Origin of the sequence: Ekhidna sp. (assembly GCF_039960695.1) — a bacterium.
In the GTDB taxonomy this organism is placed as follows: Bacteria; Bacteroidota; Bacteroidia; order Cytophagales; family Cyclobacteriaceae; genus Ekhidna.
This window is the reverse complement of record NZ_JBDVKP010000011.1, coordinates 180,705-207,382: the sequence shown is the minus strand read 5'-3', so window position 1 is coordinate 207,382 and position 26,678 is coordinate 180,705. Positions and strand designations below refer to the sequence as shown.

Here is a 26,678-nt window from a genome sequence, read left to right as displayed (position 1 = left end):
TATGGCAGAAAAAATAAAAGAATACGAAAGCGAAGACCTTACAGTCGTATGGAAGGCAGAGAAATGTATTCATTCAGAAATTTGCTTTAAAGGATTACCTGATGTGTTCGATCCGAAAGCAAGACCTTGGGTGAATGTCAATGGAGCTTCCGATTCAACGATCAAAGATCAGATTGATAAGTGTCCATCTGGAGCACTGTCCTATAAATTAAAAGGTGAACCTCATGCTGAAAATGTAATAGAAGATGAACAACTTGTGGAAGTTGTGAAAGGTGGTCCTCTGATGGTTTATGGAAATATTAAAGTAAAACATCACGACGGTGCAGAAACATCCAAACACCGTGTTACTGCCTTCTGTCGATGTGGCGACTCATCAAACAAGCCATATTGTGACGGAAGTCATAAATCGATAGAATTTGAAGGTTAAATACCTTTCTTTATAAAACCAGCAAATACGTATGAAAATCTCAAAACCTAACCTAAACTGGGGGGATATTTTTGCCAATCTGCTAGCCCTCTGTGCATTTATTGCTATTGGACTTGGATTATGGCTATGCTATATATTCATTGTCAAAATGAATGGTTTCAGTCCCGAGGTATGGCAAGATAGAACGTTGCTCGGGATGGCAGGTGAGTTTCTGGGCGGAACTGTAGGCTCCATTTGGGCATTAGCCGGAGTGATACTATTTTTTCTGGCTCTGATCTATCAAAAAAGAGAACTTGTTCTTCAGCGGATGGAACTCCACGAGAGCAGGAAGATTATGGAAGATCAGTCAAGAACCATTGCTATTCAACAATTTGAGAACACCTTCTTCCAGCTCCTTAATTTTCATATCAATGCAGCTAATCACATTCGAAACACCAAGATCAGTACCAATTCCAAATCTCAGAATGCATTCGATGAGTTATACATTGAATTTAGAAAGGAGACAACTAAACTCAAAAAACGAAGAAAAGCTGATGCGGGGTCATTAAGTCTTTCAGATGAGTCATTCGAAAATACCTTCATTGCGGTCTTTGAAGGTTATAAAAATACTTTTCAACATTACCTGGAAAACTACAAGGCACTTTTGCTATTTATAAAAAACAAAAGCCATGATCCATCCTTCTATTACAATATTGTAAAGTCGCACTTTACTGAACAAGAAGTTCAAGTTCACTTTTACTACATTATCCTTGTGTCCAAAAATCCGGAATTAATTAAGATCATTGAAGATCATCACTTGTTTGAGAAAATAAATGAACGGGCAGTTTCTGAAGTGGACCCATACCACCTTCAAAAGGTAGATAAAGAAGCCTTCAGGAAGGAATATTAAGCTAAAAAGTGGTGAGCAAATCCCTTCCATCAGGCTCTTAAATCCAAGCTGATACAAATGAGTTAATTACGCTGCTTTAACTTCCATTGAAGTTTGATAAGCTCTATGGAGATAATTCCTAAAATCCCTGTAACAAGAATAATTGTTGAAAAAAGAAAAATTAAAGCGTGAGTTTGGCCACTTAAAATGTCTGTTACAATTGCACTGACTATAATTATATACAGCACATTTTCTACTTTATTTAGCTGTTGTCTTTTTTGGATATCCATCTTTTACGTGTTCTAAGTTGAATAATGGAGACAAGTTTAGAGATTAGGAAAATGGAATGAAAAATTCCTTGGTGTACATAAGGTGGACACAAGGAGACACTACTTATGTAGGTGTTTAAGTAGTAAATTTTTAAAGAATAAAACGGAGATTAATGTGGTCTGAATTAAGTAGCGAGGAGGGGAGTTGAACCCCTGACCTCCGGGTTATGAATCCGACGCTCTAACCAACTGAGCTACCTCGCCATTATGTTGTCACTCTTTCGGTTGAATCCTTTCTGGCCTCCGGATTATAAATCCGCCGTTCTGATCAACCGGGCGAGTAGCCTGAGCCACCTCGCTGTTATGTTTTTTTGAAGGCACTTTAACTACTTTTCAGATACTCGCCTCAAAAAGGAACGCAAATCTATAAAAGATTTCTTTCTGACATGGGCTTGTTGAAATAGATTTTTTTTTTACCTTATCAAAAATTTCACAGCGTATGGCTAAGCATAAATATGTAGGAGAGTTTGAGTTCAATGCATCTAAGAAGATGCTATATCCATATTTCAGCACTGCATCAGGCTTGGCCCAGTGGTTTGCTGATGACGTGAACATCAACAATGAAGATAAAGTATACACATTTATCTGGGACGGAGACGAGACAAAGGCCAAACTAACCTCGAATCGCACCAATCATCATGTACGGTTTGATGTTGTAGATGAGGATGATGATGACAACAACTATTTCGAATTCAAAATTGACATGAACGAATTAACGCAATCTGTTTATGTCCGCATTACGGATTATTCAGACATGGATGATGAAGAAGCAAACGAACTTTGGGGATCCTTGATTCATGATTTGAAAGAGATTGTTGGTGGATAATTTTTGAAAGCCAGTTTGGTACCTTTCTTGCTACCTTCCAATTTTCTAATTTTGCCATTCTATGAAATGAGCATGAGTGATATACTTGACATTAAAAAAAGTTGAGTTTAATTCATGTGAATTCCATGTGTGCCATTGAAAATTACTTACCTGCACATGAAAAAGTTGGATGTACTAATGCTCAGATCCTTTATTGGACCCTTTCTGCTTACGACAGCAGTTTCCAACTTTATCTTATTGATTCAGTACCTATTAAAATACTTCGATGATTTTGTTGGTAAAAATCTAGGCTTTACAGTTTTTGCAGAACTTCTTTTTTACTTTTCTCTCAACATGCTTCAAATAGCACTCCCTCTCGGAGTTCTCGTAGCATCACTTATGACTTTTGGAAACCTCGGAGAACAATTTGAGCTAACAGCAATTAAAAGCTCAGGTATTTCTTTGCTTCGAACATTGAGGCCAATTTTTCTTTTTGTTGTTGTCCTTTCCATAGGGGCATATTTCTTTAATAACTACACCATCCCTGCAGCCAATCTTAAAGCATATAGTTTATTATATGACATCAAGCACACAAAACCAGCACTAGACATCAAGTCTGGAGCATTTTATGGTGGAATCCCGAATTATAGCATAAAAGCGAAGGATAAATTGCCAGATGGCAAAACGTTGCTTGATGTGATCATCTACGATCATACGGCTGGTAGGGGGAATAAGGCCGTAATAATGGCAGATTCAAGTTTGATGTATACCATAATGGATGATAGATACTTAAAACTTGAGTTATATAATGGGCACTACTATTCAGAAGAGGCAAGTTCTAAAACTTCAATTGATAGATTTTACCGTACTGAATACGACAAAATGGATATGGTCTTTAGCCTGGCATCCTTTGACCTTAAGAGAAGAAAGGAAGAACTTTTTCAGAATAACAGACAAATGAAAAATATCAGTGAGCTTGCCTTGGATATTGATTCTTTTCAACACATGATCATTAAGCAAAAGGCTAGTTTCATTCAGACAACTGAACGTTATTTTGATTTTCATTTTAGCAATAAAAAGGAAATCATAAAGAAAGGTGAAATCATCAAGGCAGATAAGCCATCTACTCAATCTAAAGTCATTGAGGCTTCCGTTGTGCCAACATTCTTGATCAGTATGATTAAGAATAGACAAGAAAAGAAAATACCACGAGTGAAGCAGATTGAGCAAGACACGCTAGCTGATGAGAAAAAACTAGATCTTAAGAATGAGAAGCAAAGGGAAAGACCAACCTTAAAAGGAAAAAAAATTATTTCGAAAGTGCTTAGAAAAAATGAACTACAGGTTGGCATTGTAGATACATTAGAATGGTCAGATATCGATGGTTACCTGGATGAAAAATACAGAAACAGAAAACCTGTTATTTCTGAAGCTTTGAATAAAGCACGAAATGTAAAAGTGAATTTGAACTCTGCTAAAACTCGACTTTATCAATATCAAAAAGACGCAAACCTTTACACCATCGAAATGCAGAAGAAATATGCCCAAGCATTAGCTTGCATTCTTATGTTTTTGGTAGGAGCACCTCTGGGTGCCATTATTAAAAAGGGAGGATTGGGAGTGCCTACAATAATTGCCATCTTCTTTTTCATTGTTTATTATGTTTTTTCAAGCATTGGAGAGAAGCAGGCTAAAGAAGGAGCTATGGATCCTATTGTAGCAGCATGGATGTCTGATGCGATTTTATTACCATTTGGACTGTTCTTCCTTAGGCAAGCAAGAGTAGATGCTAGACTATTCGAGATGGACGCATATCGGATAGGTATCGAAAAGCTTAGGCGTAGATTTGCTCGGAATAAGAACAAAGCGTAAATTTGCGCTTTAATTAAAAGAGGTAGACGATTTTAGAATGTATCTAGCAAAAGAAAAAAAGGAAGAAATTTTTAAAGAGCACGGAAAGTCAGCTAAAGACACAGGATCGCCTGAGTCCCAAATCGCGTTATTCACAACCCGAATCAACCATTTGACTGACCACTTGAAAACACAGAAAAAAGACCATGCATCACGATTAGGTCTTTTAAGATTGGTAGGTAAGCGAAGAAGACTTCTTGACTATCTACACAAGAATGATATCGAAAGATATCGTAGCATCATTGCGAAGCTTAACATCAGAAAATAAAAATTAAAGGGGATCATATTTCTGATTCCCTTTTTTGATTGTAAACATCTAAGGACAAAACGTGTCCTTATTATCAATTTATTATGAACGTAATTACAAAAACCTTTCAACTATCGGACGGCAGGGAAGTATCCATTGAGACAGGAAAGCTTGCAAAGCAAGCAAATGGATCTGTTGTTGTTAGTATGGGAAATGCCAAAATCTTGGCAACCGTGGTTTCTTCGAAAGAAGCCAAAGAGGGAGTGGATTTCTTGCCGCTTTCTGTTGACTATCAGGAAAAATTTGCTGCTGCTGGTAAAATACCAGGTGGCTTTTTGAAAAGAGAGTCAAGGCTCTCAGATTATGAAGTATTAATATGCCGATTGGTAGATCGAGCACTGCGACCCTTGTTTCCGTCTGATTACCATGCAGACACTCAGGTATTTATACAACTGATTTCTGCAGACAAAGATATTATGCCAGATGCACTTGCAGCACTAGCGGCATCAGCAGCTATTTCTGTTTCTGACATCCCATTTGGCGGACCAATATCAGAAGTAAGAGTGGCTAAAATAGATGGAGAATACAAGGTAAACCCTTCTCCTGAAGCATTGCAAAATGCAACATTAGACTTAATAGTTGCTGGAACCTCTGACAACATTATGATGGTGGAGGGAGAATCTAAAGAAGTAGACGAGTCTGAAATGCTTGAAGGTATCAAGAAAGCACATGAGGAAATTAAAGTACAATGTGCAATCCAGAAGGAACTAGCAGAAGAAGTTGGAGCTACTGAAAAGCGTGAGTACGATCATGAGCCAAAAGACGAAGAGCTAAAAGCATCCATGCATAAAGCCGTTTATCAAAAGCTATACGATGTAGCTGCGAAAAAGAATCCAAGTAAGTCAGAGAGAAAAGTTGACTTCAAAGCAGTATATGAAGAGTATATTAGTCAATTCTCTGAAGAACAATTGGAAGAGATGAACGACTTCTTACTTGGAAAGTATTTCCACGATATAGAGAAAGAAGCAGTAAGAAACTTTGTTCTTGATTCACAAGAACGTATAGATGGTAGAAAACCTGATGAAATTAGGCCAATTTGGTCAGAGGCAGATTACCTTCCTTCAGCTCACGGATCTGCGGTATTTACAAGAGGTGAAACCCAATCGTTGACATCTGTAACACTTGGAACCAAGCTGGATGAGCAAATGATTGATGGAGCTATGTTCTCTGGATATAACAAATTCATTTTACATTATAATTTTCCTGGCTTCTCAACTGGCGAAGTTAGACCGAATAGAGGTCCAGGGCGTAGAGAAGTAGGTCACGGAAATCTGGCAATGCGGGCCCTTAAGCCTATGATTCCAACCGAAGACGAAGGAAACCCCTACACCATCCGTGTAGTATCAGATATTCTTGAGTCAAATGGTTCGTCTTCAATGGCTACTGTTTGTGCTGGAACTCTAGCATTAATGGATGCAGGAATCAAATTGAAACGCCCGGTTTCTGGTATCGCAATGGGAATGATCTCTGATAGTGAAAGCGGAAAGTATGCAATCTTGTCTGATATTCTGGGTGATGAAGATCATCTGGGTGATATGGACTTCAAAGTAACAGGTACTTCTGAAGGAATCACTGCTTGTCAAATGGATATCAAAGTGGACGGCTTGTCATATGATGTGCTTGCACAGGCATTGGAGCAAGCAAAGAAAGGAAGACTTCATATTTTAGGTGAAATGGCTAAGACAATCACAGAGCCACGTACTCAGCTCAAGTCGCATGCACCACGAATGGAACAATTGAGAATTGATAGAGAATTGATCGGTGCAGTAATTGGACCTGGAGGGAAAATCATTCAAGAAATCCAGAAAGAATCTGGAGCTACTGTGAACATCGAGGAAGATGAAAAGGGTGGAAAAGTAAGCATATTTGCAGTGGACGGAGAATCGTTGGATAATGCAATGGCTCGTATTAAGGCGATTGTTCAACAACCAGAAGTTGGAGAAGTTTACGATGGAAAAGTGAAATCAATTATGCCTTTCGGGGCATTTGTTGAATTCCTTCCTGGCAAAGATGGTTTACTTCATATCTCAGAAATCAAATGGGAGCGTGTAGAAAACGTTGCTGATGTGATGGAAGAAGGAGAAGAGATCAAAGTAAAACTTATCGATATCGATAAACGAACTGGTAAATTCAAGCTCTCACGAAAGGTTCTTTTACCTCGTCCTCCAAGAGAGGAGAAAGAGGTTGAGAAGGCTGAAGAGTAAGCTGAAGGACACTTTAGAATTTTTATTAGCCCTTGTGGCACGAAAGATAATATGATGGTGTTCTGATCAGGACACCATTTTTTTATAAGAAGATATTAATAGAAATATGCCTACAGAAAAAGTAAAAGTATTAATTATAGGTTCTGGTCCTGCAGGATTTACCGCAGCAGTTTATGCAGCAAGGGCAGGAATGAAACCGGTTTTATATCAAGGAGGTCAGCCCGGAGGTCAACTCACCATCACCAATGATGTAGAAAACTATCCTGGATATCCTGAAGGAGTAGTGGGACCTCAGATGATGATCGATTTTCAAAAGCAAGCGGAAAGGTTCGGAACTGACGTACGAAGTGGAATGATCACTTCTGTCGATTTCAGTGGATGGCCACATAAAGTAATCGTGGATGAGAAAACAGAAATTGAAGCTGAATCCGTAATCATCTCTACAGGAGCTTCGGCCAAATGGCTTGGTTTAGAAAGTGAGCAAAGATTAAATGGCAAAGGAGTATCTGCATGCGCTGTTTGCGATGGATTTTTCTTTAGAGGACAAGATGTAGTAATTGTTGGTGCTGGAGATACTGCTGCTGAGGAGGCAAGCTACCTATCTAAGATTGTAAACAAAGTGTACATGCTTGTTAGACGAGGCGAGATGCGGGCATCTAAGATCATGCAACAGCGTGTAAAGAATGCACCAAACATTGAAATACTTTGGAATACAGAGACCAAAGAAGTTCTTGGAGATGAAGAAGTAGATGGTGTGAAAGTTGTAAACCGTGAAACGGGTGAAGAAAGGGTATTGAACGCTCAAGGATTCTTTGTAGCTATCGGCCATAAACCAAATACTGATATTTTCAAAGATTGGCTTGATATGGATGAGCAGGGCTATATCAAAACCATTCCGGGAACTTCGAAAACAAATATTCCGGGTGTATTTGCGACTGGAGATGCACAAGATAAAATATATAGGCAAGCGGTAACAGCTGCAGGAAGTGGTTGTATGGGAGCTTTAGATGCAGAAAAATGGATTGCAGAAAAAGAAGTTGAGATGCAGGAAGCGTAAGTTTTTAATAGGCCATAGAAATAAAAAACCTCAGAGCGATCTGAGGTTTTTTTATGCCCTATTAAATCGATTTATAATCCGAAAAGATAATTTTTAAGCCAGATGTTTCAGTAAGTAAACCATTTGTACACCTCACATAATTGCGCTCCTAAGCTTCTAAAAGCACCTTGCTTATCAATTAGAAACTAATTCATAATTCTTTTTAAATCTGAATTAATCGCAGTTAGTGTATGGAAATTAAATACAATGCATTTTTAATTAAGGGGTGGTTAATTCAAACTATTTCACCTATAGGTTGGAGTACGTTGGTTGCAAGGGCAATGCCTGAACTTCTTGAAGTAAATCCACGATTTAGTGCATTCTATGTCGGTAAAAACACCAAATGGGGCTCTGATGAAATATTTGTTCTCAGGTGGTACCTATTGAAGTTGTATAAGCTTGATATGCCGGAGAAAGTTCTGGATGATGCTACATCAGTTCAAGTAAACCTTTGGGAACTAGAAGGCTTTTCCTTCCTAGAGGGAGCTCAAAAAAACTTTAAAAGCATTAGAACCCAATTAAAAAATCTTTTTAAATATTAAATACAGTCTAAATGACACCACAACAAATTGAGGCCATTACTACCTCATGGGAAAAAGTATCACAAGATCCCAACTTGATTCAGAACTTCTATGGTAAGCTTTTCGAAATAGCGCCACAGACTAAACATTATTTTCCAAGCGACCTTACTAAGCAAAGTGAAAAACTAGCGTACACGCTCGGCTTTGTGGTTGGCAACCTGGATCGACTTGAAGACATCCAAGAGGCAGTAGAAGAACTTGGGCGAACGCATCGGAAGTTGAAGATTAAGGATGAGGAATATGGGTATGTCAAAGATGCGCTTTTGATTACAATTGATGAGGCTATTGTCGGTGATAATACAACCACTATCCAAGCATGGGATGCAGCATTAAGTTATATAGCTGGGCTAATGATAAATGCTCCGGGAGAAAGGAAACCTCAAAGGAAATCCTTGTTTAAGAGGTTATTTAGTAAATAGTAGAATTTCGAATTTGATAGAGAAGGAGTGATGGTTTATTCACTCCTTTTTTTATGTTGGCTCATTTTCCTTTGACCTTCATCATCAAAAGTCTCTTTCAAATACTTTTCGACCATTATTATCATTAGAATTAGAAGAATAGAAATCACCGCACAAGCGATCAATAGTGCTGTTGTAGGAGAGAAAAGGAAGTACAAGATGGTTTGAGCCATAGTAGTAAGAATTGCAACCCAGACCATTAACTCATTCGCATACTTATTTGCAGCATCCCATGTTTCTTGAGTCTTTTTTGACCTAGTGGTACGATAGCCATATGCCCAATTGATATTTTTTGGTGGATAAGTTTTAATAATGAAAGCTAAAATCAATAATAGGGGTCCTATTGCCAGATTGCTTAAAATGAGAGTGGTGTTCATATTCTACAATTTTATATCTAACTCCTTGGTATAGCTGTATCCAATGTCAAAAATTTCTTGAGCATGTTTGGTGTCCATAATGTCATAATTACAGAGATCCAGAGGCTCAATAAAAATGTCACATTGGCTTTGTAGCTCACTTCTACTGCGGTTTACTGCTAGCTGAAACATGCGCGATGAAACCTGTATCAAACTTGTGAGTTCTTCGATTTCTTGAATAGGACTGATACTTACTCCGATAACTTTCTCACACTTATCCTTAAGTACTTTTATTGGTACATTGTCGAATATTCCACCATCTGAATAGAGTTTTCCATTAAGCTTCACAGGACTGAATAAAACAGGTATGGAAGCAGACGCTTGGACTATATCGGCTATTGGACCCTCACTCATGTATTCTGGCTTCCCATCAAGCATATTACTCACACAAATGATTAAAGGGATATCTAAATCTTCAAGCTTCTCAGTAGGTATTTTTTTAAGTAAGCCAGACTTCATTTTATCTGAACTCAAAAGTCCGGTTTTGGGAATGTTAAATTCAGAAATACCGGTGAATTTGTATTTTTTTATTATTTCAAATGCTTCCCTAGGTGTATGGCCTGAAGCGATAAATGCACCAGCAATGGCACCTGCACTTACACCTGATATAATATCTGGTTTAATTCCTTTTTCATTTAATGCCTCAAGAATTCCTAAGTGTGCAAAACCTCTTGCACCACCACCACCAAGCGCAATTCCTAATTTATATTTCATTCCTTCTTCATCATTTAAACTTCTAAAGTAACAATCCAACTACGTGATAAAAAAACCCCTTAGAAAAGAATTCTAAGGGGTTCATAAAAAATGGGTATCGTTAAACTTATTTCTCTACTCCTGGAGCTCTATTTAGATATTCTTCATAAAGCTGTGTATGTCTGCTAATCATAGGAATATTCCAACCATCAATAAAGACATATTTTATCTGAGTTTTGGTTTCGAAAGGGTCACCTGAAGTTACAAACAAGTTGGCCACCTTTCCTTTCTCAATAGAACCATACATATCTGAAACTCCAAAGATTTCAGCTGGTACAATAGTTACCGCTTTCAACGCTTCTTCTTTTCCCATTCCATATGTAGCAGCGAATCCGGCATGATAGGGGAGGTTTCTTGCATTTTCAACTTCATTTGTACGAATCGCAACCTTAACTCCGGCTTTTTGCATTGCTCCAGCATTGGCGTATGGCCGATCGTATCGATCGTAACCTCTCGTTGGATTACTTAATACTGGACCTGTAATGACAGGAACACCGGCTTTTGCAATATCTTCTGCTGCTCTCCAGCCTTCGGACACCCCACAGAGAACAGCGTCTGCGCCGTTCTTTTCAATCCATTTTAAAGCTTCCTTGATATCATTAGCAGAATTTACGTTTACTAATAATTTCATTTCACCTCTAACCACTGGGAGTAAAGCCTTCATTTCCGGGTAATATGGTTGATCTTTTCCATTCGTAGCAGAATCTATCTTGTGATATTGGGTCGCCTTGGCCCAAACATCGTTCAATTGTTTCAGTGCTTTCTCAGCAGCCTTCTTGATGTCATCATCAGATCTTCGGTCCCATCGTCCTCTTCTACCAGTTGTTGGGAAATTCAAAACCACACCTTTAAATCCTGCATACATTTGATCTGGTGTATAACCATGCAAATTGATCAATGCTGCAGTTCCTGGAAATAACCCCCCTGAAGGCATAGTAAGAACCGTAGTTACTCCGTTCACTCTTGTGACTGGGTGAATGACGGAACTAGGGTTTACAGCTGTCAGTGCTTGAATATGTGGAATTACGTCTCCAATCTCATTATTATCTCTTGTCCTTGGATCAGAGCTAACTTCAACAAGACCAACCTGTGTTCCGCCATCAATCATTCCAGGGTAAATCGTCATTCCAGAGCAATCAATTGTTTTAGCTCCTTGCGGGATGGTTACATTCGATCCTACTTCAGCTATTTTTCCATCGGAAATGATAACAATTCCGTTTTGAATGGTACCGTTTGTTACGGTTTCTATTTTTGCATTTGTCAAAGCAAAAGTACCAGTCTCAGCACTTGGAATTTGGCCAAAGGCCAATCCAGTAGTTAAGGCAAGTACTAATGTTAATATGTTTTTTATGTTCTTTATCATGATATCTTATTTATCAGTGAACAAAAATTCTGTATTGGCCATGCACCGGTCATGATCTTCAGCTTCCCAAAGAGTTACATCAATCTTCTCTTCCGGATCTGGATAGAGACGCATGTCTGCTGGGTCATTTTCCCGATCAAATCGAACAATTCCGTCTACAATTGTGACTGTTGGAATTGCATAGATTGAAAGTGGATGATTCTTGAAAATCGCCACATCACCTTCTTTGCCTTCTTCCAATGAACCTACTCGATCAGCAATGCCGAGTTGTTTAGCAGGATTGATAGTAATTAACGACAATGCTTGATCATCTGTCAATCCGCCATACTTTTGTGATTTAGCGGCTTCATGATACAAATGTCGAATTAGCTCTCCTGAATCAGAATTAATTGATGTGGTAACTCCATTTTTTGTTAGGATCGCAGCATTGTATGCTGTACTGTAATACACCTCGAATTTATATGCCCACCAATCTGCAAAGACTGATGCACCTGCACCAAACTTGGCTAGTTCGGGAGCCACTTTAAAGCCTTCATTCACATGTTGAAAGACTAGTCGTTTTATTCCATAATCCTTGCAAACCTGCATCAGCATATAGATTTCGTCTGCACGATAAGAGTGACAATGGATGATGATATCTCCTCTTAAGATATCTGCTAAAGTCTCAAGCCTCAAATCATAGGCTGGCGCTTTACCCTTATATCGTTTGTCTTTCTTTTTTGCATTGTATTCATCCCATGCTGCCTTGTATTCCTTGGCCTGCTGAAATGAGCTCCTGATAACATGCTCTACGCCCATTCTTGTGCGTGGCTGAATGCCATTTCCACTACCATGTACGCGAGTTGGATTTTCTCCGAGTGCAAATTTGATTGTACGCGGAGCTCCTGCCATTCGTAATTTATCGGGTTCGATTTCTCCATATCTAAACTTCACCGTTTCACATTGGCCACCGATGGCATTGGCTGAGCCATGCATAGAATGAGCGGAGGTTACACCCCCGGCCAGTGCTTGGTAGATGCCAACGTCTAATGGATCCAACGCATCACCTACCCAAACTTCTGCCGTGACAGGGCTGGTTGCCTCATTCACCGCATCTAATGCAAGATGAGAGTGAGCATCAATAATGCCAGGCATGACAAACATCCCGCTGGCATCAATTATTTTCGAGCCACTTGGTGCGCTCAACCCTTTTCCAATCTTCGATATTTTACCATCTCTGATTAGAACATCCGTGTTCTCAAGTGTGCCGTTGGTTACAGTCAATACCGTTCCGCTTTTAATGAGCACACTACCTTTTTTCTGTGCCATCACAAAAGTGACAGTCAGCATTAAGGCTATGATTATATTTATTTTCTTCATGTTAAATCTTAATTATTTGGTTCTTTAGATCCTTCCATTGGGAAGCTACCAAAAGCTGCAACAGATAAGGTTCCTTCGAATGTATCACCATCAATATCCATACTAATATCGACCGTAATTTCTTCACCCATATTCAGTTTAAATGAGAAGGAAACATTATTCCCGTCCACCTCTACATTTTCTATTTCATTGGTACTACCATTGAAACTTACCGAGATTGTTCCACTGTAATCACCAGGAGTTCCTTTTAGCGTGATCACTCCGCTACCGTTTCCTTGTGGAGTTTCGGTCGTATAGTTCCAAACGCCGGCTGCGTCAACGCCTTCGCCATCACTACTTTTCTTCTTTTTCTTCTTTTTCGCTTCAAAATCATATTTGATGCCATCTACAAAAACGTACCGAACGTTGGCATCTTTTGTGAAATATGCGGTATCAGAAACTACCAAGTTGGCCATCTTACCTGTCTCTATTGTACCCATCAAGCTTGATAAGCCTAAGATGCTTGCAGGCTCAGTTGTTAGAGCGGCAAGAGCTTTGTCTTCTGACAAACCATTCTCAATGACTTTTAATAGGTTTGTTCGGAAGTCTTTTGATTTTACTTCCATTGTAGAGAAACCGAATTTCACACCATTAGAGCTGAATTTTCCAGCTTGGGTGTAGTAATTCTTTATCATGGCATATTGCCTTTCTTGTAATGCCTTTTCTTCAAGTTCAGATTCTGTGGGCTCTTTTTCTTCTTTTTCTTCATCATCTTTATCTTCTTTCTTTTCTTGTTCTTTCCACTCAGGAAGATCCAACGATAGAAAGACTGGAGCGCCAGTCGCTTTAATTGCAGGGATTGCATCCCATCCTTGTTTTACTTCCCCAAGCATCATTTTGAATCCAAGATCTCGCTGCAAGACAATGGCACGCATAACATCTTTTATGCCTTCTGCCTTGAAGGCAACAGTCATTTGTTTCGATACTATAGGATACAATGCTTCTAGTGTTGCATTTGGAGCGGGTCGCTCCATTCCATTTGGACTCGCATTGTATTTGTTTTGATAGTCACTAGCTTGAGATGCTTTTCTGTATAGATCCCGATATTTGGCCATAACTCCAATCACTGTGTTGGGATAAACACCACCAGCACCCGAAAATTGAGAATACATAGTGACTTGATCCTTTACAACCATGTCTTGATCATTGTCGCCACCAAGGATGATGATGGTTCCAGTTCCTGGCAGCATGCCATTATGAGGTACGCTGTGTGAAGCTGTAAATCCAAGTTTCCTGAAATCGTCAACTGACTTGTCACTTACGTTTAGCATTTCTCTTGCAGAGTTTCCTGGCGTGATTCCTGCACGTTCGTCAGTGGGAGTGCCAGTTAACTTACGGTCATCTCCTCCGTCTTTATCTTCAGGTTTTTTTACTCCAATGTTTGATAAACCACTAATGAAACCGGCATAAACAAACATGGAATCAGCATCGACTACCCAAGCATCTGCTGGTATAGTTACACTTGATCCCACTGCTTTAATAATTCCGTTTTCGATCAGGATTGTACCATTTTGAATGGTTTTTCCCGGTGCCTGCACAATTGTCGCATTTTTAATCGCATACTTGTTAGTTACAGGCTTCAGATCGCTATCCTGAGACCAGCCAATGAAAGGCACTAGGCCGATTAGCAAAGTCAGGATGACGCTTCTGAATAAGCTGTCACGTTTTCGCATAGGTTATTTACTTTAGGTTTTTTAATAATGGAGATTGAAGTTAGGAAATTCTCATTGCTTGAAAACCATTATTATATAAGTGGTGTTAGAAGTATTTTGTTAGCTTTTAAACTTCAATCAGCAATTAAACTTCAATAGTATTTCTTTGTACCATCAATATTAAACACGACCTCAATGAAACTGGACATATTAGCTATTGTTGCTCATCCTGATGATGTAGAGCTATCTTTTGGAGGAACACTACTTGCTCATCAAAGGATGGGTTATAAGACAGGAATTTTGGATCTGACTCAGGGCGAGTTGGGTACCAGAGGTACACCAGAGATAAGGGCGAAAGAGGCCATTGCAGCAAGCAAAATATTAAAGCTATCAGTACGCGAAAATTTGGGACTAGAAGATGTTTTTTTTGAAAATAGCAAAACGAACCAATTAAAGGTGGCACAACAAATCAGAAGGTTTGAACCCAAAATTGTGATTACTAACGCAATCTATGATCGTCATCCCGATCACACCCGAGGCTCTCAATTGGTTGAAACTGCCTGTTTCATTGCAGGACTGAAGGCCGTGAAAACAGAATGGGAGGGTAAGAGACAAATGGCTGCCAGGCCAGAGCGCTTGTACTTCTCGATTCAAAGTACAGCACATGAGCCAGACATTTTGGTCGACATTTCGGATGTGGTTCAAGAAAGAAGAGAAGCAATTCAGGCGTTCAAATCTCAATTCTACGATCCAAACAGTAAAGAGCCAAATACATTTATTAGCTCCAAGGGATTTATGACAATGCTAGAATCACGCACACGCGAATGGGGTCAGCGAATTGGAGTGGAACATGCCGAAGGCTTTAAAGTCAAACACTCTCTAGGAGTGAAAAGCTTATATGATCTTCTCTAACTAGGCATCCTGGACTATGAAAATAGCATTCTTGTTTAGATCATAAAATCCAAACTCATGGGTTCCCCATGGCGTGTTCATTCGTAGTCTTTCCTTTTTTATTGAGCCTCTTTTTAGAAATTCTTCAAAGTAGGGTTGAATGTCCGGAACAAAGATTTTAATCACTGAGGGAAATACTGGATCGTCTTCATTATCATGGTGGAATTGTAGGTGAAATTCATACCCATCTCGCTGAAGACCAACATATCCATCATCTCCAAAGACATATTTAAAACCAACATTCTTTTCATACCAATCAATATCTCGCTCAATATTTGCCGATGAAAGAACAGGGATGATGTAAAGGGGGGAAGGTGTAATCATATCATGAGTGTACGGATTATGGCTAGCATGGATATGTTTCTATCACATCTTGGCTAAATTCCATTTAGTATTACGATCCAAATATCTCAGCTGCACCAAATACGACTCTTTAGACCCCTTCAGAAAAAAATGCTTAGTTCTGAGCCAATCTAGTGCTTCTTCTAGCTCTACATTTTGATAAAACTCATCTCTACAGAAGTGTACGAACTTTAAAACCTTGAATGCATCGAACCAATGGAAAAATCGCTTTTTGAAAGCTTCAAATGAGCTCACCTGATTTTTTATTTCATTTATCTTTTCTTTCCAATCATCACCCAAAAATGTTGATAATGTCATAGGAAGTTTCCAGTCTTCCTCATTCCAAAATAAATCGATCTTACTGAAAAATAGTCTAAGATCCTCGAAAGTATTCGGATGATAGACTTCATAGACCTCACGTGAATTCAATAGTGCGTTAACAGCTTTCCCCGTGCCAAATGGAACTCGGTCAGACACACGATCCGAAGGTCGAATGGTTGTGGAATTTATCTCCACAAATCCTCCATGAGGAATTGTTTTATTGAGGAAATAGAAATCTTCACCAGCTTTTCGAGTATTCATCCCACCTACCTTTTCATACATGGAAGCTCGTACAGTAATACAAGACCCAAGTGTTTGATGAGCGTAAGGAAATTTAGCATGTCTGAGTGATGCAATGTAATACCTGAGGTATAACTCATAATCAATGATGGCTTGATGATTTTCACGATGTAACTGATGCTCGTAAAAAACAATACCTGATTGTGTTTCAGGTATTGAATATGCCAATTCTATTTCGTCGAGATAATTAGTGTCACAGCGACAATCCGCATCATAACAAACAATGGCCCCATCATTACCTACTTTTCTAAGTATTCTAACCGCCTCATCCATTCCAATTTTTCGAGCCAACCCTACGCCGGCCTTTTTATCCGGCAGTATTTGATGAGACACCAACATTGAATAATTACTGTTGTATCTCTCAAGTTGCGACAATGTATTTAGGGTTTCTTTTTTTGTCTCCTTTGTGGCTTTTTCAGATTCATTTACAATTACAATAATTAAAATCTGATTTGAAGGTGGTTTACAGGCATTCAATGAATCAAGCGCACCTTTTATGTCAGGCTCTTTAAAGCAGGGAATTACCACCACCATCGATAAGTTATCAGGAGGTTGATAGTCTGGAAATAGCTCGTGTTGCCAAGCGTACCGCTCCAGGTATAATGACATCAGGGAGATAGTCTACTTATATCCCAGTCCTCGGTTTGCTTTTGAAAGAAAATGCGATCATGCAATCGACTTTTTCTTCCTTGCCAAAATTCAATAGAGTCTGGAATGACCCGATAGCCACCCCAATGATCAGGAAGAGGAATTTTTCCATCTTTAAATTTCTGCTTCATTTGAGAAAGTTTAGTCTCAAGAATATTTCTGGAGGTGATTATCTCGCTTTGATTGGAAACCCATGCACCTAGCTGGCTTCCTTGTGGTCTGGATAGAAAATATTTAAGAGATTCTTTAGTTGATATTTTTTCTGCCTTCCCAGTAATTGCAACCTGACGCTCAAGTGAATACCATGGAAACAAGAGAGATACTCTAGGATTATTTTTCAAATGACCCGCTTTTCTACTTTCATAATTGGTATAAAAAACAAATCCATCTTTATTAAACGTCTTCAAGAGTACAGTCCGTTGAAATGGTTGCCCGTCAGGATTTACAGTTGAAAGTATCATGGCTGTAGGTTCCACTATGTGACTATCTAATGCTTCCTGAAACCATTTTTCAAATTGCTCAAATGGATTTTTAAGCACAGATTTTTCATCTAACTCTGCTTGTGTATATTCTTTGCGAATAGAAGCAATATCTTCTCTCATGTTCAGCTTTCCGTTTACTTTTGAAACTCAACTGTAGCGAAGGTAAAAAGGTTAAAATCAAAAAGCGATGAAGTTTAGAATTGACTTAACGGTAGACACAAAAAGGGAATGGGTGGAAGCTGTTATTGACGATTTCGATGCGTTCCTTCAAGATCATGCAGACTGTGAGCGAAAGGCATCAGCGATGGCATTAAGCCTGGTAGCCAAGTATCCAAACAGAACGGAAATTATTCCTGAATTGATTGAGACATCTGTTGAGGAGCTTGAGCACTTTCGGGATGTATATGCAATTATGCAAGAACGTGGTATTCAATTAAGTCATGAAATCCCTCAGGATATGTACATCAAGCAATTACTAAAGATTTGCCGTGATGGAAGAAATGAACGCTTCATGGATCGATTATTATTGGCATCTCTCGTCGAAACAAGAGGAGCAGAGAGATTCAGGTTAGTATATGAGGCATTGGGGGATGACGAGATGAAACAGTTTTATCATAGGCTATGGGCCTCAGAAGCACGTCATGGAGAAGTATTTGTACGGATGGCATTGAATTATTTTGATGAACAAGAGGTATACGATAGATTGGAAGAAATGAAACAAAAAGAGGGAGTCATATTGAACGCACTCCCTATAAGACCCGCATTACATTAAATGGATTTTTTCTCATCAGATCAATTGATTTTGCCGGAAAAGGGAGATCTCCTTATTTCGGAGCCATACTTGCCAGATCCAAATTTTGATCGTACGGTTGTGTTTTTATGCGAGCATGATGAGAATGGAACATTTGGTTTTGTTCTGAATAATAAGGCACATGTGGAATTAAAGGAGCTTGTAGACGAAGTGGGTAATTATCCAGCCAAACTTTTTGTGGGAGGACCTGTGGAGCATGATACTTTACATTTCTTACATAGAGAGCCAGCACTGGCCAATTCTTCACGTGAAGTAGTTCCGGGCGTTTTTTGGGGAGGAGACTTTAACCAGTTGACAGAAATGATGAACACCAGAGCTATTCCATCAAAAGATGTCAGATTCTATGTTGGCTATTCTGGATGGGCAGCAGGTCAATTGATAGATGAAATGAAAGCTAAATCATGGATTGTCCTTAAAGGTACCACACCAGAAATGATTTTTGATTGGGACAACCAAGACCTATGGAAAGCGTGTCTAAAAACCATGGGTGGGAAATACCGACTCATATCAAACTATCCAAAAGATCCCCGAATGAATTAGGGTATTTGGTTAGCTTTGTGTCATAGAGATAAAAGTAACCGGTTCCAAGAATGGATAATGCAGAGAAATTGCAGGACGTTTCGGATAATGTCACGAATGAAACGCCTGAAGAAGTTCAGAATGAAGCTGAATTAAATAACGAAAGTCAATCTGAGATGAGCAAAGAAGCGAAGGATGAGGAGTTAGTTGAAGTGGCAAAAGAAGTTGAAGCAGAAGTACAAACCGAAGACACGGATTCGGATGTATCTGAAGTGGAAGTGTTGAATGAGACTGAAGTAGTTGATGATTCAAAGGATGTTGATAAGGAAGAAGATGATTCTTCTGAGAATGTCGAATCGGAAGCACAAACCGAAGACATAGATCCGGTGGTATCTCAAGAGGAAGTGTTGGATAAGGCTCAAGGAGCAGATGACTCAAAGGTTGTTGATAAGGAAGAAGATGATTCTTCTGAATCAGAAGACGAGGAGAATCAAGAGGAAGAACTGGACTTTGACCAAGCCTCAAAAGAGGAAATTCTGGTCAAAATTCGGGAAGTCAAAAATGAAGACGATATTCGGTTGCTCGATCGAGTATTAAAAGCGATCAAGCCTAGGTTTGATGAGCTATATGAAATCTCCAAAAATGAAGCATTGCAAAAATTTGTTTCAGAGGGAAATGAAGCGGACTCATTCGAGTTTCATGGAGATGAATTAGACAAAGAGTTTTTCACCCTTCATGGGCAGCTTAGAACTAAGCGAAATAAGCACTATAAGGATTTAGAAAGTCAAAAAGAAAGTAATCTTAAGAAGAAAGAAAACCTACTTGAACAACTTCGAGAGATTGTGGATGGTGAAGAATCTGCAAATAGTATAAACTCAGTTCGAGACCTTCAAACAGAGTGGAAGAAAGTTGGTCCGGTTCCCGGTGCACAAAATAAGACGCTGTGGGCAAACTACAACGCGCTGCTTGATCGATACTACGACAATCGTAGTATCTACTTTGAGCTCAAAGATCTTGATAGAAAGAAGAACCTCAAGCTCAAAGAAGAACTTTGTGAAAAGGCTGAGGCGCTGAATGATATGGAAGACATGAAGTCTGCTATTATTCAGTTAAATGAGCTACATGAAGAGTATAAACACATTGGGCCAGTATCAAAGGAAGATCAAGAGCCTCTTTGGCAAAGATTTAAAGCTGCTTCTGACGCAATTTATGCAAAGAGAAAAGACTACTTCGAAGAACTAAAAGCTGAATTTGAAGTCAACCTTATCAAGAAGCAAGAGCTTATAAATAAGATTGAAGAGTTTACTAAATTCAGTTCAGATAGAATTACTGATTGGAATGGTAAAACAAAAGAACTTCTAGAAGTTCAGAAACAATGGGAAGCTATCGGCGGAGTACCCAGAGAAAAGGCAAAAGAAACCAATAAAGCATTTTGGAATTCATTCAAAGCTTTTTTTGCCAATAAGAATCAGTTTTTCAAAGATCTAGAATCAAAGAGAGAGGAAAACCTCGCCAAGAAAAAAGAGCTAATCACGAAAGCAGAAGAACTGAAAGATAGTGAAGATTGGAACTCTACAGCCGACAAATTAAAGCACCTGCAGTCACAATGGAAAGATATAGGGCCTGTACCTGAGAAAGTCAGAAGCGAAACTTATAAGCAATTCAAAGCAGCTTGCGATCATTTCTTTAATAATAGAAGAGATCAAAATAAGGAACAGTTTAAAGCTTATGAAGATAACCTTCAACTGAAACTTCAGATTTGCGATCAAATAGAAGCAGCAGGGACAGGAGATAATGCCAATCTAGATGATCTATATGACCTGATAGATAACTTTACGGCAGTTGGGTTTGTACCAAAAAATGCAATCAAGAAGATTAGAAATAGATTTGACGAAGTGAAGGAAAAGGTGCTATCTAACGATGCAATTAATGAGGGAGATCGAACAGATTTACGAAATCACATTTCAATGGGTAGATTAAAGAATACGCCTGGCGGAGCTCAAAAACTCAATCGCAAGGAACATTCGATAAAACGCAAGATTTCTTCTCTTGAAAATGACATATCTACCTGGAATACTAATATGGAATTTTTTGCCAATTCACCTACAGCAGATAAGCTAAAAGCAGATATGCAGAAAAAGATAGACATGGCAGCTGAGGAGTTAGAAGATCTTAAATCACAACTTGCAATAATTTATTCACAAAATTGATAAATAGGTTTGCGAAATAGCTACACACTGCTATTTTTGCAAACCGATTTTCAGCCTTGCTAAAAGGATGAAAGGCCTCCATAGCTCAGTTGGCCAGAGCAGCGCACTTGTAATGCGCGGGTCGTTGGTTCGAATCCGACTGGAGGCTCTCAAAACCCTGACAGAAATGTCAGGGTTTTTTTATGTCCATCACGGATGAGAATCAACGAAGTTGGTTTGAAAGCGAAGCTTCACGAGGGAGTGTGTGCATGGCAAAGCGTATGAGTAATCCGACTGGAGGCTCTCAAAACCCTGACAGAAATGTCAGGGTTTTTTTTATGTCCATCGCGATGATCATGCAAGAATTCTTCATCCATATGAATGTTTTTTATGCAATGAATTCTGTCATTCATATTACCTTTGAAATTACTCTGACATAGCAATATACAAATCTGAGAATGTAACAATAAATGGGTTTGTTCTGCGCGCTAAATCACGCCCTTTTTGGGATCATTGAACGCGTAGACTGGCTCATAATCCTTCTAATAAGAGGTTTGATATAGGCTTGTCAGAGTTTTTTTACGTCTCAGATTTATTTTAAAATACGTTTTTTGTTGAGAAATACTTGATCTCTCATTCTGAATTGTTTTAGTTTAGACTCACAAGTAATCACTCATGAAACTGAAAGCATCATTAATTGTAGGGCTAATATTTTTGGGATTTGCTGCTAATGCACAGATATGTAAATATATCGTGAACGAGAAAGATCCAATAACGGATGATATCATTCGTACAGTTCGCACAAGACTCACAGGCCCCACACCATTTTACTTTTTCTCCTATATCCGCAATGGAAGCGATTTTAAATTTAATGTTGAAGTAGGGGATTATGGCGAATTGGATACAGTGATTCCAAAAGGTAGTGAATTGGTAATGAGAGCTGGAAATGGAGCAGTCCTCAAGATGCAATCCATTGAGCGTTCAGTCCCAGAGATTATTAATGATTTTGGTACTAAAATTTCACGTTATGACATTACTTTTCAAATGACTGAGCAAGACATGAAGGATATTACTGAATCGGGAATTGTCTTCATTCGAATCATGGAAATGAAAAATACATTCAGCGATCAAGTCGTGCCAGAAGCGGTAGTTGAAATTTCTAAAGCTAACGCTGAATGTATTTTTAAATAATCATTCTGCCCTGAGGGTTTCAGTAGGGTTCTTATTGGCATTAATCCACACCTGAGAAATTATCGTAGCTCCTGCAATGCCAAGTACTATTAATACAGTTGGAATGATGATGGTTACATCCAATGGAGCATGAAAAGCCATAAGATTTACCCATAAACTATTGATCCATATCCCAAGTGGAATCGTCAAAATGGAAGTAACCATGATCATGATGATAAAACCCTTCGACATTGAAAATGTTAACGATCTAAAAGAAGCACCTAACACTTTACGGATGCCAATCTCTTTTATTTTGGTCTTAAGTTCGAAACTAACCATGCCTAAAAATCCAAGCCCTGTAATAGACAAGGCAATCATTGCTATGTATGTGAGAATGTTACCAAGGTCATAAAAAAACTGATAAAACTCATCAAGCTGTTTGTTTAGAAATCCCCCTTCAAACTCACGTGCCGGATCAAACTCAGTCCACGCTTCTTCGAACCGATCACCTTCTTTAATTAGGTTATCACTTTTGATTTTTAAATACACGTATTCATATCTTTCTGGTTGAATTCTCAATCCAAGAGGGCGGATTGATTTCATTAACGGCTCCCAGTGGTAATCTTTCACAACACCTATGATTGTCATTGCCAATGTGTCTACTGTTAAAGTCTCACCCAATGCTTGGTTTATAGATTCAAATCCGTAGGTAGCAACGGCAGTTTCGTTGATAATCAAGAACTTCTCGTTTGTGTCAGGCGCTTCTTTAGGAAAGTCATTTCCTGCAATTAACTCCAAATCCATCACGTTTAGATAATTATGATCAACCGAAAAATGATATAGCGTAATCGGCTCTTGATCTTTTTTCCATTTGGCACCATTGCCATGCGAGCGACCAATTGCTGGATGATGTGAGGTGAATGTTACATTTTCAACACCCGCCATCGTACCATAATGCTGCTTTAATAATTCAGGATCATGATCACGCGTATTCACATAGAAAACTTCCGTTTCATTGAATCCATAAGTAGCTCCAGTCAGATAGTTGGCCTGCTTGTGCAAAATTAATATCGTGACCAACATCAGAATAGAAAGACAGAATTGTATGCTAATCAGTGTTCGTTTACCAGTAATGTATGATAAAATGGAACGTCTGTGAGATTTGGACAAGGAAACAGAACCTTTCAAGGTATTGATCGCTTTTAAGCGAGATAAAAACAATGCCGGCCCAATTCCAGTAAACAGTCCAATAATAATTGTGAAAAGAATGAAATAGCCGTAGGTCCCAAGTGAATCTTCAAGCGAAACACCGACCTGATTGAATATCCATATTTCATTGAATACCAGAATGAGATAGCGATATATAAATACAGAAAGAACCAATGAGATGAGAGCGGTAAGAACAGATTCGGTTAAAAATTGGGAAATTATTTGACTCTTACTGGCACCATTGACTTTTCGTATGCCAATCTCTTTTGCCCGACTTAATGATTTAGCAATTGAAAGATTGGTGTAATTGATTGATGCAGTAATCAATACAATCAATCCCAGCAAGCCAAAAAATGCTAATACAAACCATGGGAGAGAAAAACCTATTTCATTAGACATTGATCTACCAGGAACAATTTCATCCAATGCCTGCAGGCGAAAAATCCAACCAGGATGCTTTTCAGATACCTCCAGGTTGGCTTCAGCCAATTCATTGATTATGCGTTCAGTTTTAGCTCTGTCAGATGAGCTATTTAGCACGAGGTAATTGTAATTATCCCAAATATTCCGCCAAGAATCATATGAATCGCTAAAGACCTCTTTCTCGACAAGGATAGGAATGGTGCTGAAAGACCCAAGTGCCTCAAATTCAAGATGAGTATTGGACGTTACTTTATTAAGTACTCCAGTAACCTGATAGCTACCATGATCTTCAAAATCAACTGTTTGGCCAATTGCAGATTGATCAGGAAATAGTTTATTAGCTAAATCATGACTCAGCACCACACTAAATGGATTTTTTAATGCAGTTACAGGATCCCCCTCAAATAATTGAAATCCAAATACATTGAAAAAATGTTCATCTGCATAAAGTGAGTTAATGTCTAGTATTTTATGAGGAGATCTAATCTCACCTCTAAAGCTGCTATTGAGATTCGTAGCTGTTTTGACAAATGAATAGTTGTCAATCAGGTGTTTTTTGAAAAGGAGTGAGGAAGTAGCGTAAGCTTCGTCAAAAGCTCCTTCTTGACCTTTATAGAGGGATGTGATCCGATACGTCTTGTCTACCTCAGGGTGAAATTTATCATACTGAAAATGGTCATATACAAGTAAGATAAGGACCAAGCAGATAGACATGCTAAGTGACAATCCAAAGATATTTAGTCCAGTAAATAGTTTATGCTTCCATAAATTCCTGAAAGCAATGGTTAAGTAATTCTTTAGCATCCTTTTAAGTTTTGGGTTCTGGTTGTTAGACAACCACCCATAAAAGGATGTTACAAAATTAGAATAGTTGTAGGGTGTTGATCTATAAGTTAGTCTCTATCAACATTTCCCATTGCAAAGTGAATTCTTTTTCTTGAAAGTCTTTCGGCAGTGGATATGAAAGCGCACCTTCAATTCTGTTTTTTGAGTTTGGATGAGTCATGATAATTTCAAGATCATCTGGATAAGATTTTTCTTCCGCTTTTAACTTAGTGAAGAAATGAGCAAGCCGAGCTGGATTTACCTGAGATTTCACCATCAAATCGTAAGCAAATTCATCAGCTTCACGCTCTTGTTTGCGGTCAAATCCAGTGGAAAGCAGAAGATTAGAAATTTCCGAAATCATTACTGCATCACCTCCAGTAAGTACAGCAGCCAAGACGCTTAAACCCAATTCTTTCATAAGCCTATCCACCAGATCACCATTTTCATGGTGCCCTATCTCATGAGCCAATATGCCGGCAAGCTGCTCAGGATTATCTACAAATTTGAGTAGACCGGAAAAGACATAGATGTTTCCATCTAGTGTAGCAAAAGCATTGATTTCATTACTATCGTCGAGTAAGTAAAATTTATATTCATATTTCTGAGGCTTCAATGAATCCAGAAGCCTTGTGGTAACGGGCTTCAAAACCTTATTTACTACTGAGTCATCGTAGAATTCATATTCATCTTCCAGGTTATCCATTATGAGCTCGGCAAGATCTTTTTCACGCTCTTTGCTCAACTTTAACTCGGTGCCAGGGAGACTCAATGGTCTCCACGTAAAGGCAAGCCAAATCAAACCAAAAATTAAAACAAGAATGAGTAGCTCGCGCCAAATTTTCATTTAGGAGGTAGATTTTGAATAACAATAGTGGTAGAATCTTTCTTTTTGAAAACAGCTTCGTATGAAAGTCTGCCAAAGAATAGAAAGTAGTACATACGACCTTTTCGAGCTTTCACAGCTCCAACGATACTGAAAATAAAATAAGCAAGGTTAAAGATCAGCGCCATGATTAGGTAGCCTTTAAAGTTATCTGTGAGCTCCCAATCGAAAAAGTAGATTCTTACTGCCCAAAAAACACCAATCGCGTTAATGATGGTGGTAGGAAGCTGGCTGATCAATGATTGTAGTGAATGAAAATGTACAAACAGACCTTTCGATCTGTTTGTATAATAATAGACTATTGCAGCGATAAGATTGATGATGGGAAGTGGCAGACCTACCGCAACTGATGCAAACATCATAAGGTAAGAGCCCATTGCATCATCTTTCTCTCTATCACTTAATTCACTTGGTTGTGGAATTGGATGATATGCTTCGTTCATGGTTTTCCTGAAAATGGCGGATAATCGTCTGTCATGAATGACATATAGATATTCACTCTCATGCTCCATCTGATGGTTCCAACGTTGAACTCATGCCAGCTTTGAGGATAGTTTCCTGTGAATAGCACGGCCCACCAAGCAAGAAATTGCAATACAAGTGAGGCAATCGTTCTAAATATAAGAAGGAAACCATGCGGAAGGATTACATAAATACCACCAAAAAGCAAACGTAGTAAAAGAACTCCACGACTCAGTTTTTCAGGATACGGTATCTCAAGTGTAACAAAATCGTCCTTTGCATTAATTCCGAAAGGAGGATATCCGTCACACAAGTTGTTGAGCCTTGCATTTAGCCTCAAGTTCCATCGTAAAAGACCTTCTTGAAATTCGAAGAAGCTTTGAGGGTATTTTCCTGTAAATAGAACAATCCACCACGAAATAAACGATAGGATAGCGCCCCAGAGAGAAACAAAAATGAGAAGAAATAAATGAGGAAGTGCTATATAAATAGCACCAAAGAGGGATCGAAGCAATAACTCTAATCTAGAGTATTCTTCCTGATACTTAATGTCAATTTTCATTGTGGATAAG

At 38.7% G+C, this 26,678-nt stretch carries 28 protein-coding genes and 2 tRNA genes; 16 read left to right on the top strand and 14 right to left on the bottom strand.

Going from position 1 to position 26,678, the window contains the following annotated elements; translation table 11 throughout:
- The first annotated feature begins 1 nt into the window (after window position 1).
- Window positions 2-427: a (4Fe-4S)-binding protein gene (locus ABJG98_RS07440; protein ID WP_348278863.1), complete on the top strand. Its 426-nt coding sequence runs from the start codon at window positions 2-4 to the stop codon at window positions 425-427.
- A 31-nt stretch (window positions 428-458) separates the two neighbouring features.
- A complete protein-coding gene (locus tag ABJG98_RS07435; RefSeq protein ID WP_348278862.1) occupies window positions 459-1,316 on the top strand; it encodes a putative phage abortive infection protein in 858 nt (285 codons plus the stop codon).
- A 62-nt stretch (window positions 1,317-1,378) separates the two neighbouring features.
- Here ABJG98_RS07435 and ABJG98_RS07430 read toward each other — a convergent pair whose 3' ends face one another.
- Together ABJG98_RS07430 and ABJG98_RS07425 are read right to left on the bottom strand one after the other, a co-directional pair.
- Window positions 1,379-1,585: a hypothetical protein gene (locus ABJG98_RS07430; RefSeq protein ID WP_348278861.1), complete on the bottom strand. Its 207-nt coding sequence runs from the start codon at window positions 1,583-1,585 to the stop codon at window positions 1,379-1,381.
- Between the two features lie 169 nt (window positions 1,586-1,754).
- Window positions 1,755-1,828: transfer RNA gene (locus tag ABJG98_RS07425), tRNA-Met, on the bottom strand.
- A 235-nt stretch (window positions 1,829-2,063) separates the two neighbouring features.
- On the opposite strand from ABJG98_RS07425, the gene ABJG98_RS07420 reads away from it, so the two are divergent.
- The 7 genes from ABJG98_RS07420 to ABJG98_RS07390 all read left to right on the top strand — a co-directional run bounded on the left by ABJG98_RS07420 (window position 2,064) and on the right by ABJG98_RS07390 (window position 8,947).
- Window positions 2,064-2,450, top strand: coding sequence for an START-like domain-containing protein (locus ABJG98_RS07420; protein ID WP_348278860.1), 387 nt, complete (start codon window positions 2,064-2,066; stop codon window positions 2,448-2,450).
- 156 nt (window positions 2,451-2,606) lie between these two features.
- Complete coding sequence (locus ABJG98_RS07415; protein WP_348278859.1) at window positions 2,607-4,301, top strand: LptF/LptG family permease; 1,695 nt, start codon at window positions 2,607-2,609, stop codon at window positions 4,299-4,301.
- 37 nt (window positions 4,302-4,338) lie between these two features.
- Window positions 4,339-4,608: a 30S ribosomal protein S15 gene (rpsO, locus tag ABJG98_RS07410; protein WP_348278858.1), complete on the top strand. Its 270-nt coding sequence runs from the start codon at window positions 4,339-4,341 to the stop codon at window positions 4,606-4,608.
- A gap of 83 nt (window positions 4,609-4,691) precedes the next feature.
- Window positions 4,692-6,851 carry a polyribonucleotide nucleotidyltransferase gene (pnp, locus tag ABJG98_RS07405; RefSeq protein WP_348278857.1) on the top strand — a complete coding sequence of 720 codons (2,160 nt, stop codon included), beginning with the start codon at window positions 4,692-4,694 and terminating at the stop codon, window positions 6,849-6,851.
- A 106-nt stretch (window positions 6,852-6,957) separates the two neighbouring features.
- Complete coding sequence (gene trxB / locus ABJG98_RS07400) at window positions 6,958-7,908, top strand: thioredoxin-disulfide reductase (protein ID WP_348278856.1); 951 nt, start codon at window positions 6,958-6,960, stop codon at window positions 7,906-7,908.
- 230 nt (window positions 7,909-8,138) lie between these two features.
- Complete coding sequence (locus ABJG98_RS07395; RefSeq protein WP_348278855.1) at window positions 8,139-8,489, top strand: hypothetical protein; 351 nt, start codon at window positions 8,139-8,141, stop codon at window positions 8,487-8,489.
- An 11-nt stretch (window positions 8,490-8,500) separates the two neighbouring features.
- Window positions 8,501-8,947: a globin domain-containing protein gene (locus ABJG98_RS07390; protein ID WP_348278854.1), complete on the top strand. Its 447-nt coding sequence runs from the start codon at window positions 8,501-8,503 to the stop codon at window positions 8,945-8,947.
- Between the two features lie 35 nt (window positions 8,948-8,982).
- Here the strand turns inward: ABJG98_RS07390 and ABJG98_RS07385 are convergent, their stop codons facing one another.
- The 5 genes from ABJG98_RS07385 to ABJG98_RS07365 all read right to left on the bottom strand — a co-directional run bounded on the left by ABJG98_RS07385 (window position 8,983) and on the right by ABJG98_RS07365 (window position 14,589).
- Window positions 8,983-9,363: an SdpI family protein gene (locus tag ABJG98_RS07385; RefSeq protein ID WP_348278853.1), complete on the bottom strand. Its 381-nt coding sequence runs from the start codon at window positions 9,361-9,363 to the stop codon at window positions 8,983-8,985.
- Window positions 9,364-9,366: 3 nt separating this feature from the next.
- Window positions 9,367-10,116, bottom strand: coding sequence for a patatin-like phospholipase family protein (locus ABJG98_RS07380; protein WP_348278852.1), 750 nt, complete (start codon window positions 10,114-10,116; stop codon window positions 9,367-9,369).
- Between the two features lie 106 nt (window positions 10,117-10,222).
- Window positions 10,223-11,518, bottom strand: coding sequence for an amidohydrolase family protein (locus ABJG98_RS07375; protein WP_348278851.1), 1,296 nt, complete (start codon window positions 11,516-11,518; stop codon window positions 10,223-10,225).
- A gap of 6 nt (window positions 11,519-11,524) precedes the next feature.
- Window positions 11,525-12,877, bottom strand: a complete 1,353-nt coding sequence (locus ABJG98_RS07370; RefSeq protein WP_348278850.1) for an amidohydrolase family protein — start codon at window positions 12,875-12,877, stop codon at window positions 11,525-11,527.
- A gap of 8 nt (window positions 12,878-12,885) precedes the next feature.
- Complete coding sequence (locus ABJG98_RS07365) at window positions 12,886-14,589, bottom strand: amidohydrolase family protein (RefSeq protein WP_348278849.1); 1,704 nt, start codon at window positions 14,587-14,589, stop codon at window positions 12,886-12,888.
- 174 nt (window positions 14,590-14,763) lie between these two features.
- On the opposite strand from ABJG98_RS07365, the gene bshB1 reads away from it, so the two are divergent.
- Window positions 14,764-15,480 (top strand): bacillithiol biosynthesis deacetylase BshB1, encoded by a 717-nt coding sequence (gene bshB1, locus ABJG98_RS07360; RefSeq protein WP_348278848.1) that lies wholly within the window; start codon window positions 14,764-14,766, stop codon window positions 15,478-15,480.
- Here bshB1 and ABJG98_RS07355 read toward each other — a convergent pair whose 3' ends face one another.
- From ABJG98_RS07355 to pdxH, 3 genes are read right to left on the bottom strand one after another with little or no spacing between them, the layout of a single operon-like run.
- On the bottom strand, window positions 15,481-15,843 hold the full coding sequence (locus ABJG98_RS07355) for a glyoxalase/bleomycin resistance/extradiol dioxygenase family protein (RefSeq protein WP_348278847.1): 363 nt from the start codon (window positions 15,841-15,843) through the stop codon (window positions 15,481-15,483).
- 42 nt (window positions 15,844-15,885) lie between these two features.
- The gene (locus tag ABJG98_RS07350) at window positions 15,886-17,091 is read right to left on the bottom strand and encodes a hypothetical protein (protein ID WP_348278846.1); all 1,206 of its coding nucleotides are present in this window, start codon (window positions 17,089-17,091) and stop codon (window positions 15,886-15,888) included.
- Complete coding sequence (pdxH, locus tag ABJG98_RS07345; RefSeq protein WP_348278845.1) at window positions 17,091-17,732, bottom strand: pyridoxamine 5'-phosphate oxidase; 642 nt, start codon at window positions 17,730-17,732, stop codon at window positions 17,091-17,093. The genes ABJG98_RS07350 and pdxH overlap by 1 nt, the downstream gene beginning before the upstream one ends.
- A gap of 67 nt (window positions 17,733-17,799) precedes the next feature.
- On the opposite strand from pdxH, the gene ABJG98_RS07340 reads away from it, so the two are divergent.
- The 6 genes from ABJG98_RS07340 (at window position 17,800) to ABJG98_RS07315 (ending at window position 22,322) form a co-directional block, all read left to right on the top strand.
- Window positions 17,800-18,384, top strand: a complete 585-nt coding sequence (locus tag ABJG98_RS07340; protein ID WP_348278844.1) for a tRNA-(ms[2]io[6]A)-hydroxylase — start codon at window positions 17,800-17,802, stop codon at window positions 18,382-18,384.
- Window positions 18,385-18,963 carry a YqgE/AlgH family protein gene (locus ABJG98_RS07335; protein WP_348278843.1) on the top strand — a complete coding sequence of 193 codons (579 nt, stop codon included), beginning with the start codon at window positions 18,385-18,387 and terminating at the stop codon, window positions 18,961-18,963.
- Between the two features lie 50 nt (window positions 18,964-19,013).
- Window positions 19,014-21,152, top strand: coding sequence for a DUF349 domain-containing protein (locus ABJG98_RS07330; RefSeq protein ID WP_348278842.1), 2,139 nt, complete (start codon window positions 19,014-19,016; stop codon window positions 21,150-21,152).
- Window positions 21,153-21,226: 74 nt separating this feature from the next.
- Window positions 21,227-21,300: transfer RNA gene (locus tag ABJG98_RS07325), tRNA-Thr, on the top strand.
- Between the two features lie 34 nt (window positions 21,301-21,334).
- A complete protein-coding gene (locus tag ABJG98_RS07320; protein ID WP_348278841.1) occupies window positions 21,335-21,571 on the top strand; it encodes a hypothetical protein in 237 nt (78 codons plus the stop codon).
- Window positions 21,572-21,806: 235 nt separating this feature from the next.
- Window positions 21,807-22,322 (top strand): hypothetical protein, encoded by a 516-nt coding sequence (locus tag ABJG98_RS07315; protein WP_348278840.1) that lies wholly within the window; start codon window positions 21,807-21,809, stop codon window positions 22,320-22,322.
- Here the strand turns inward: ABJG98_RS07315 and ABJG98_RS07310 are convergent, their stop codons facing one another.
- From ABJG98_RS07310 to ABJG98_RS07295, 4 genes are all read right to left on the bottom strand, one after another.
- Window positions 22,323-24,737, bottom strand: a complete 2,415-nt coding sequence (locus ABJG98_RS07310; protein WP_348278839.1) for an ABC transporter permease — start codon at window positions 24,735-24,737, stop codon at window positions 22,323-22,325. It lies immediately after the preceding gene.
- A gap of 82 nt (window positions 24,738-24,819) precedes the next feature.
- Window positions 24,820-25,605 carry a M48 family metallopeptidase gene (locus ABJG98_RS07305; RefSeq protein WP_348278838.1) on the bottom strand — a complete coding sequence of 262 codons (786 nt, stop codon included), beginning with the start codon at window positions 25,603-25,605 and terminating at the stop codon, window positions 24,820-24,822.
- Window positions 25,602-26,087: a DUF4870 domain-containing protein gene (locus ABJG98_RS07300; RefSeq protein WP_348278837.1), complete on the bottom strand. Its 486-nt coding sequence runs from the start codon at window positions 26,085-26,087 to the stop codon at window positions 25,602-25,604. The genes ABJG98_RS07305 and ABJG98_RS07300 overlap by 4 nt, the downstream gene beginning before the upstream one ends.
- On the bottom strand, window positions 26,084-26,668 hold the full coding sequence (locus ABJG98_RS07295; RefSeq protein ID WP_348278836.1) for a DUF4389 domain-containing protein: 585 nt from the start codon (window positions 26,666-26,668) through the stop codon (window positions 26,084-26,086). Before ABJG98_RS07295 ends, ABJG98_RS07300 begins: the two co-directional genes overlap by 4 nt.
- Window positions 26,669-26,678: the final 10 nt, after the last annotated feature.

Bases quoted from the DNA above. Each gene is read 5' to 3' on its own strand.
- ABJG98_RS07305 (WP_348278838.1), bottom strand. From the start codon at position 25,605: ATGAAAATTTGGCGCGAGCTACTCATTCTTGTTTTAATTTTTGGTTTG.
- ABJG98_RS07375 (WP_348278851.1), bottom strand. From the start codon at position 11,518: ATGATAAAGAACATAAAAAACATATTAACATTAGTACTTGCCTTAACT.
- ABJG98_RS07380 (WP_348278852.1), bottom strand. From the start codon at position 10,116: ATGAAATATAAATTAGGAATTGCGCTTGGTGGTGGTGGTGCAAGAGGT.
- pdxH (WP_348278845.1), bottom strand. From the start codon at position 17,732: ATGAGAGAAGATATTGCTTCTATTCGCAAAGAATATACACAAGCAGAG.
- ABJG98_RS07315 (WP_348278840.1), top strand. From the start codon at position 21,807: ATGAAACTGAAAGCATCATTAATTGTAGGGCTAATATTTTTGGGATTT.
- ABJG98_RS07435 (WP_348278862.1), top strand. From the start codon at position 459: ATGAAAATCTCAAAACCTAACCTAAACTGGGGGGATATTTTTGCCAAT.
- ABJG98_RS07295 (WP_348278836.1), bottom strand. From the start codon at position 26,668: ATGAAAATTGACATTAAGTATCAGGAAGAATACTCTAGATTAGAGTTA.
- ABJG98_RS07330 (WP_348278842.1), top strand. From the start codon at position 19,014: ATGGATAATGCAGAGAAATTGCAGGACGTTTCGGATAATGTCACGAAT.
- trxB (WP_348278856.1), top strand. From the start codon at position 6,958: ATGCCTACAGAAAAAGTAAAAGTATTAATTATAGGTTCTGGTCCTGCA.
- ABJG98_RS07300 (WP_348278837.1), bottom strand. From the start codon at position 26,087: ATGAACGAAGCATATCATCCAATTCCACAACCAAGTGAATTAAGTGAT.
- ABJG98_RS07370 (WP_348278850.1), bottom strand. From the start codon at position 12,877: ATGAAGAAAATAAATATAATCATAGCCTTAATGCTGACTGTCACTTTT.
- ABJG98_RS07395 (WP_348278855.1), top strand. From the start codon at position 8,139: ATGGAAATTAAATACAATGCATTTTTAATTAAGGGGTGGTTAATTCAA.
- pnp (WP_348278857.1), top strand. From the start codon at position 4,692: ATGAACGTAATTACAAAAACCTTTCAACTATCGGACGGCAGGGAAGTA.
- ABJG98_RS07365 (WP_348278849.1), bottom strand. From the start codon at position 14,589: ATGCGAAAACGTGACAGCTTATTCAGAAGCGTCATCCTGACTTTGCTA.
- ABJG98_RS07430 (WP_348278861.1), bottom strand. From the start codon at position 1,585: ATGGATATCCAAAAAAGACAACAGCTAAATAAAGTAGAAAATGTGCTG.
- ABJG98_RS07420 (WP_348278860.1), top strand. From the start codon at position 2,064: ATGGCTAAGCATAAATATGTAGGAGAGTTTGAGTTCAATGCATCTAAG.
- ABJG98_RS07440 (WP_348278863.1), top strand. From the start codon at position 2: ATGGCAGAAAAAATAAAAGAATACGAAAGCGAAGACCTTACAGTCGTA.
- bshB1 (WP_348278848.1), top strand. From the start codon at position 14,764: ATGAAACTGGACATATTAGCTATTGTTGCTCATCCTGATGATGTAGAG.
- ABJG98_RS07310 (WP_348278839.1), bottom strand. From the start codon at position 24,737: ATGCTAAAGAATTACTTAACCATTGCTTTCAGGAATTTATGGAAGCAT.
- ABJG98_RS07335 (WP_348278843.1), top strand. From the start codon at position 18,385: ATGGATTTTTTCTCATCAGATCAATTGATTTTGCCGGAAAAGGGAGAT.
- ABJG98_RS07340 (WP_348278844.1), top strand. From the start codon at position 17,800: ATGAAGTTTAGAATTGACTTAACGGTAGACACAAAAAGGGAATGGGTG.
- ABJG98_RS07390 (WP_348278854.1), top strand. From the start codon at position 8,501: ATGACACCACAACAAATTGAGGCCATTACTACCTCATGGGAAAAAGTA.
- ABJG98_RS07415 (WP_348278859.1), top strand. From the start codon at position 2,607: ATGAAAAAGTTGGATGTACTAATGCTCAGATCCTTTATTGGACCCTTT.
- ABJG98_RS07355 (WP_348278847.1), bottom strand. From the start codon at position 15,843: ATGATTACACCTTCCCCCCTTTACATCATCCCTGTTCTTTCATCGGCA.
- ABJG98_RS07385 (WP_348278853.1), bottom strand. From the start codon at position 9,363: ATGAACACCACTCTCATTTTAAGCAATCTGGCAATAGGACCCCTATTA.
- rpsO (WP_348278858.1), top strand. From the start codon at position 4,339: ATGTATCTAGCAAAAGAAAAAAAGGAAGAAATTTTTAAAGAGCACGGA.
- ABJG98_RS07350 (WP_348278846.1), bottom strand. From the start codon at position 17,091: ATGTCATTATACCTGGAGCGGTACGCTTGGCAACACGAGCTATTTCCA.
- ABJG98_RS07320 (WP_348278841.1), top strand. From the start codon at position 21,335: ATGTCCATCACGGATGAGAATCAACGAAGTTGGTTTGAAAGCGAAGCT.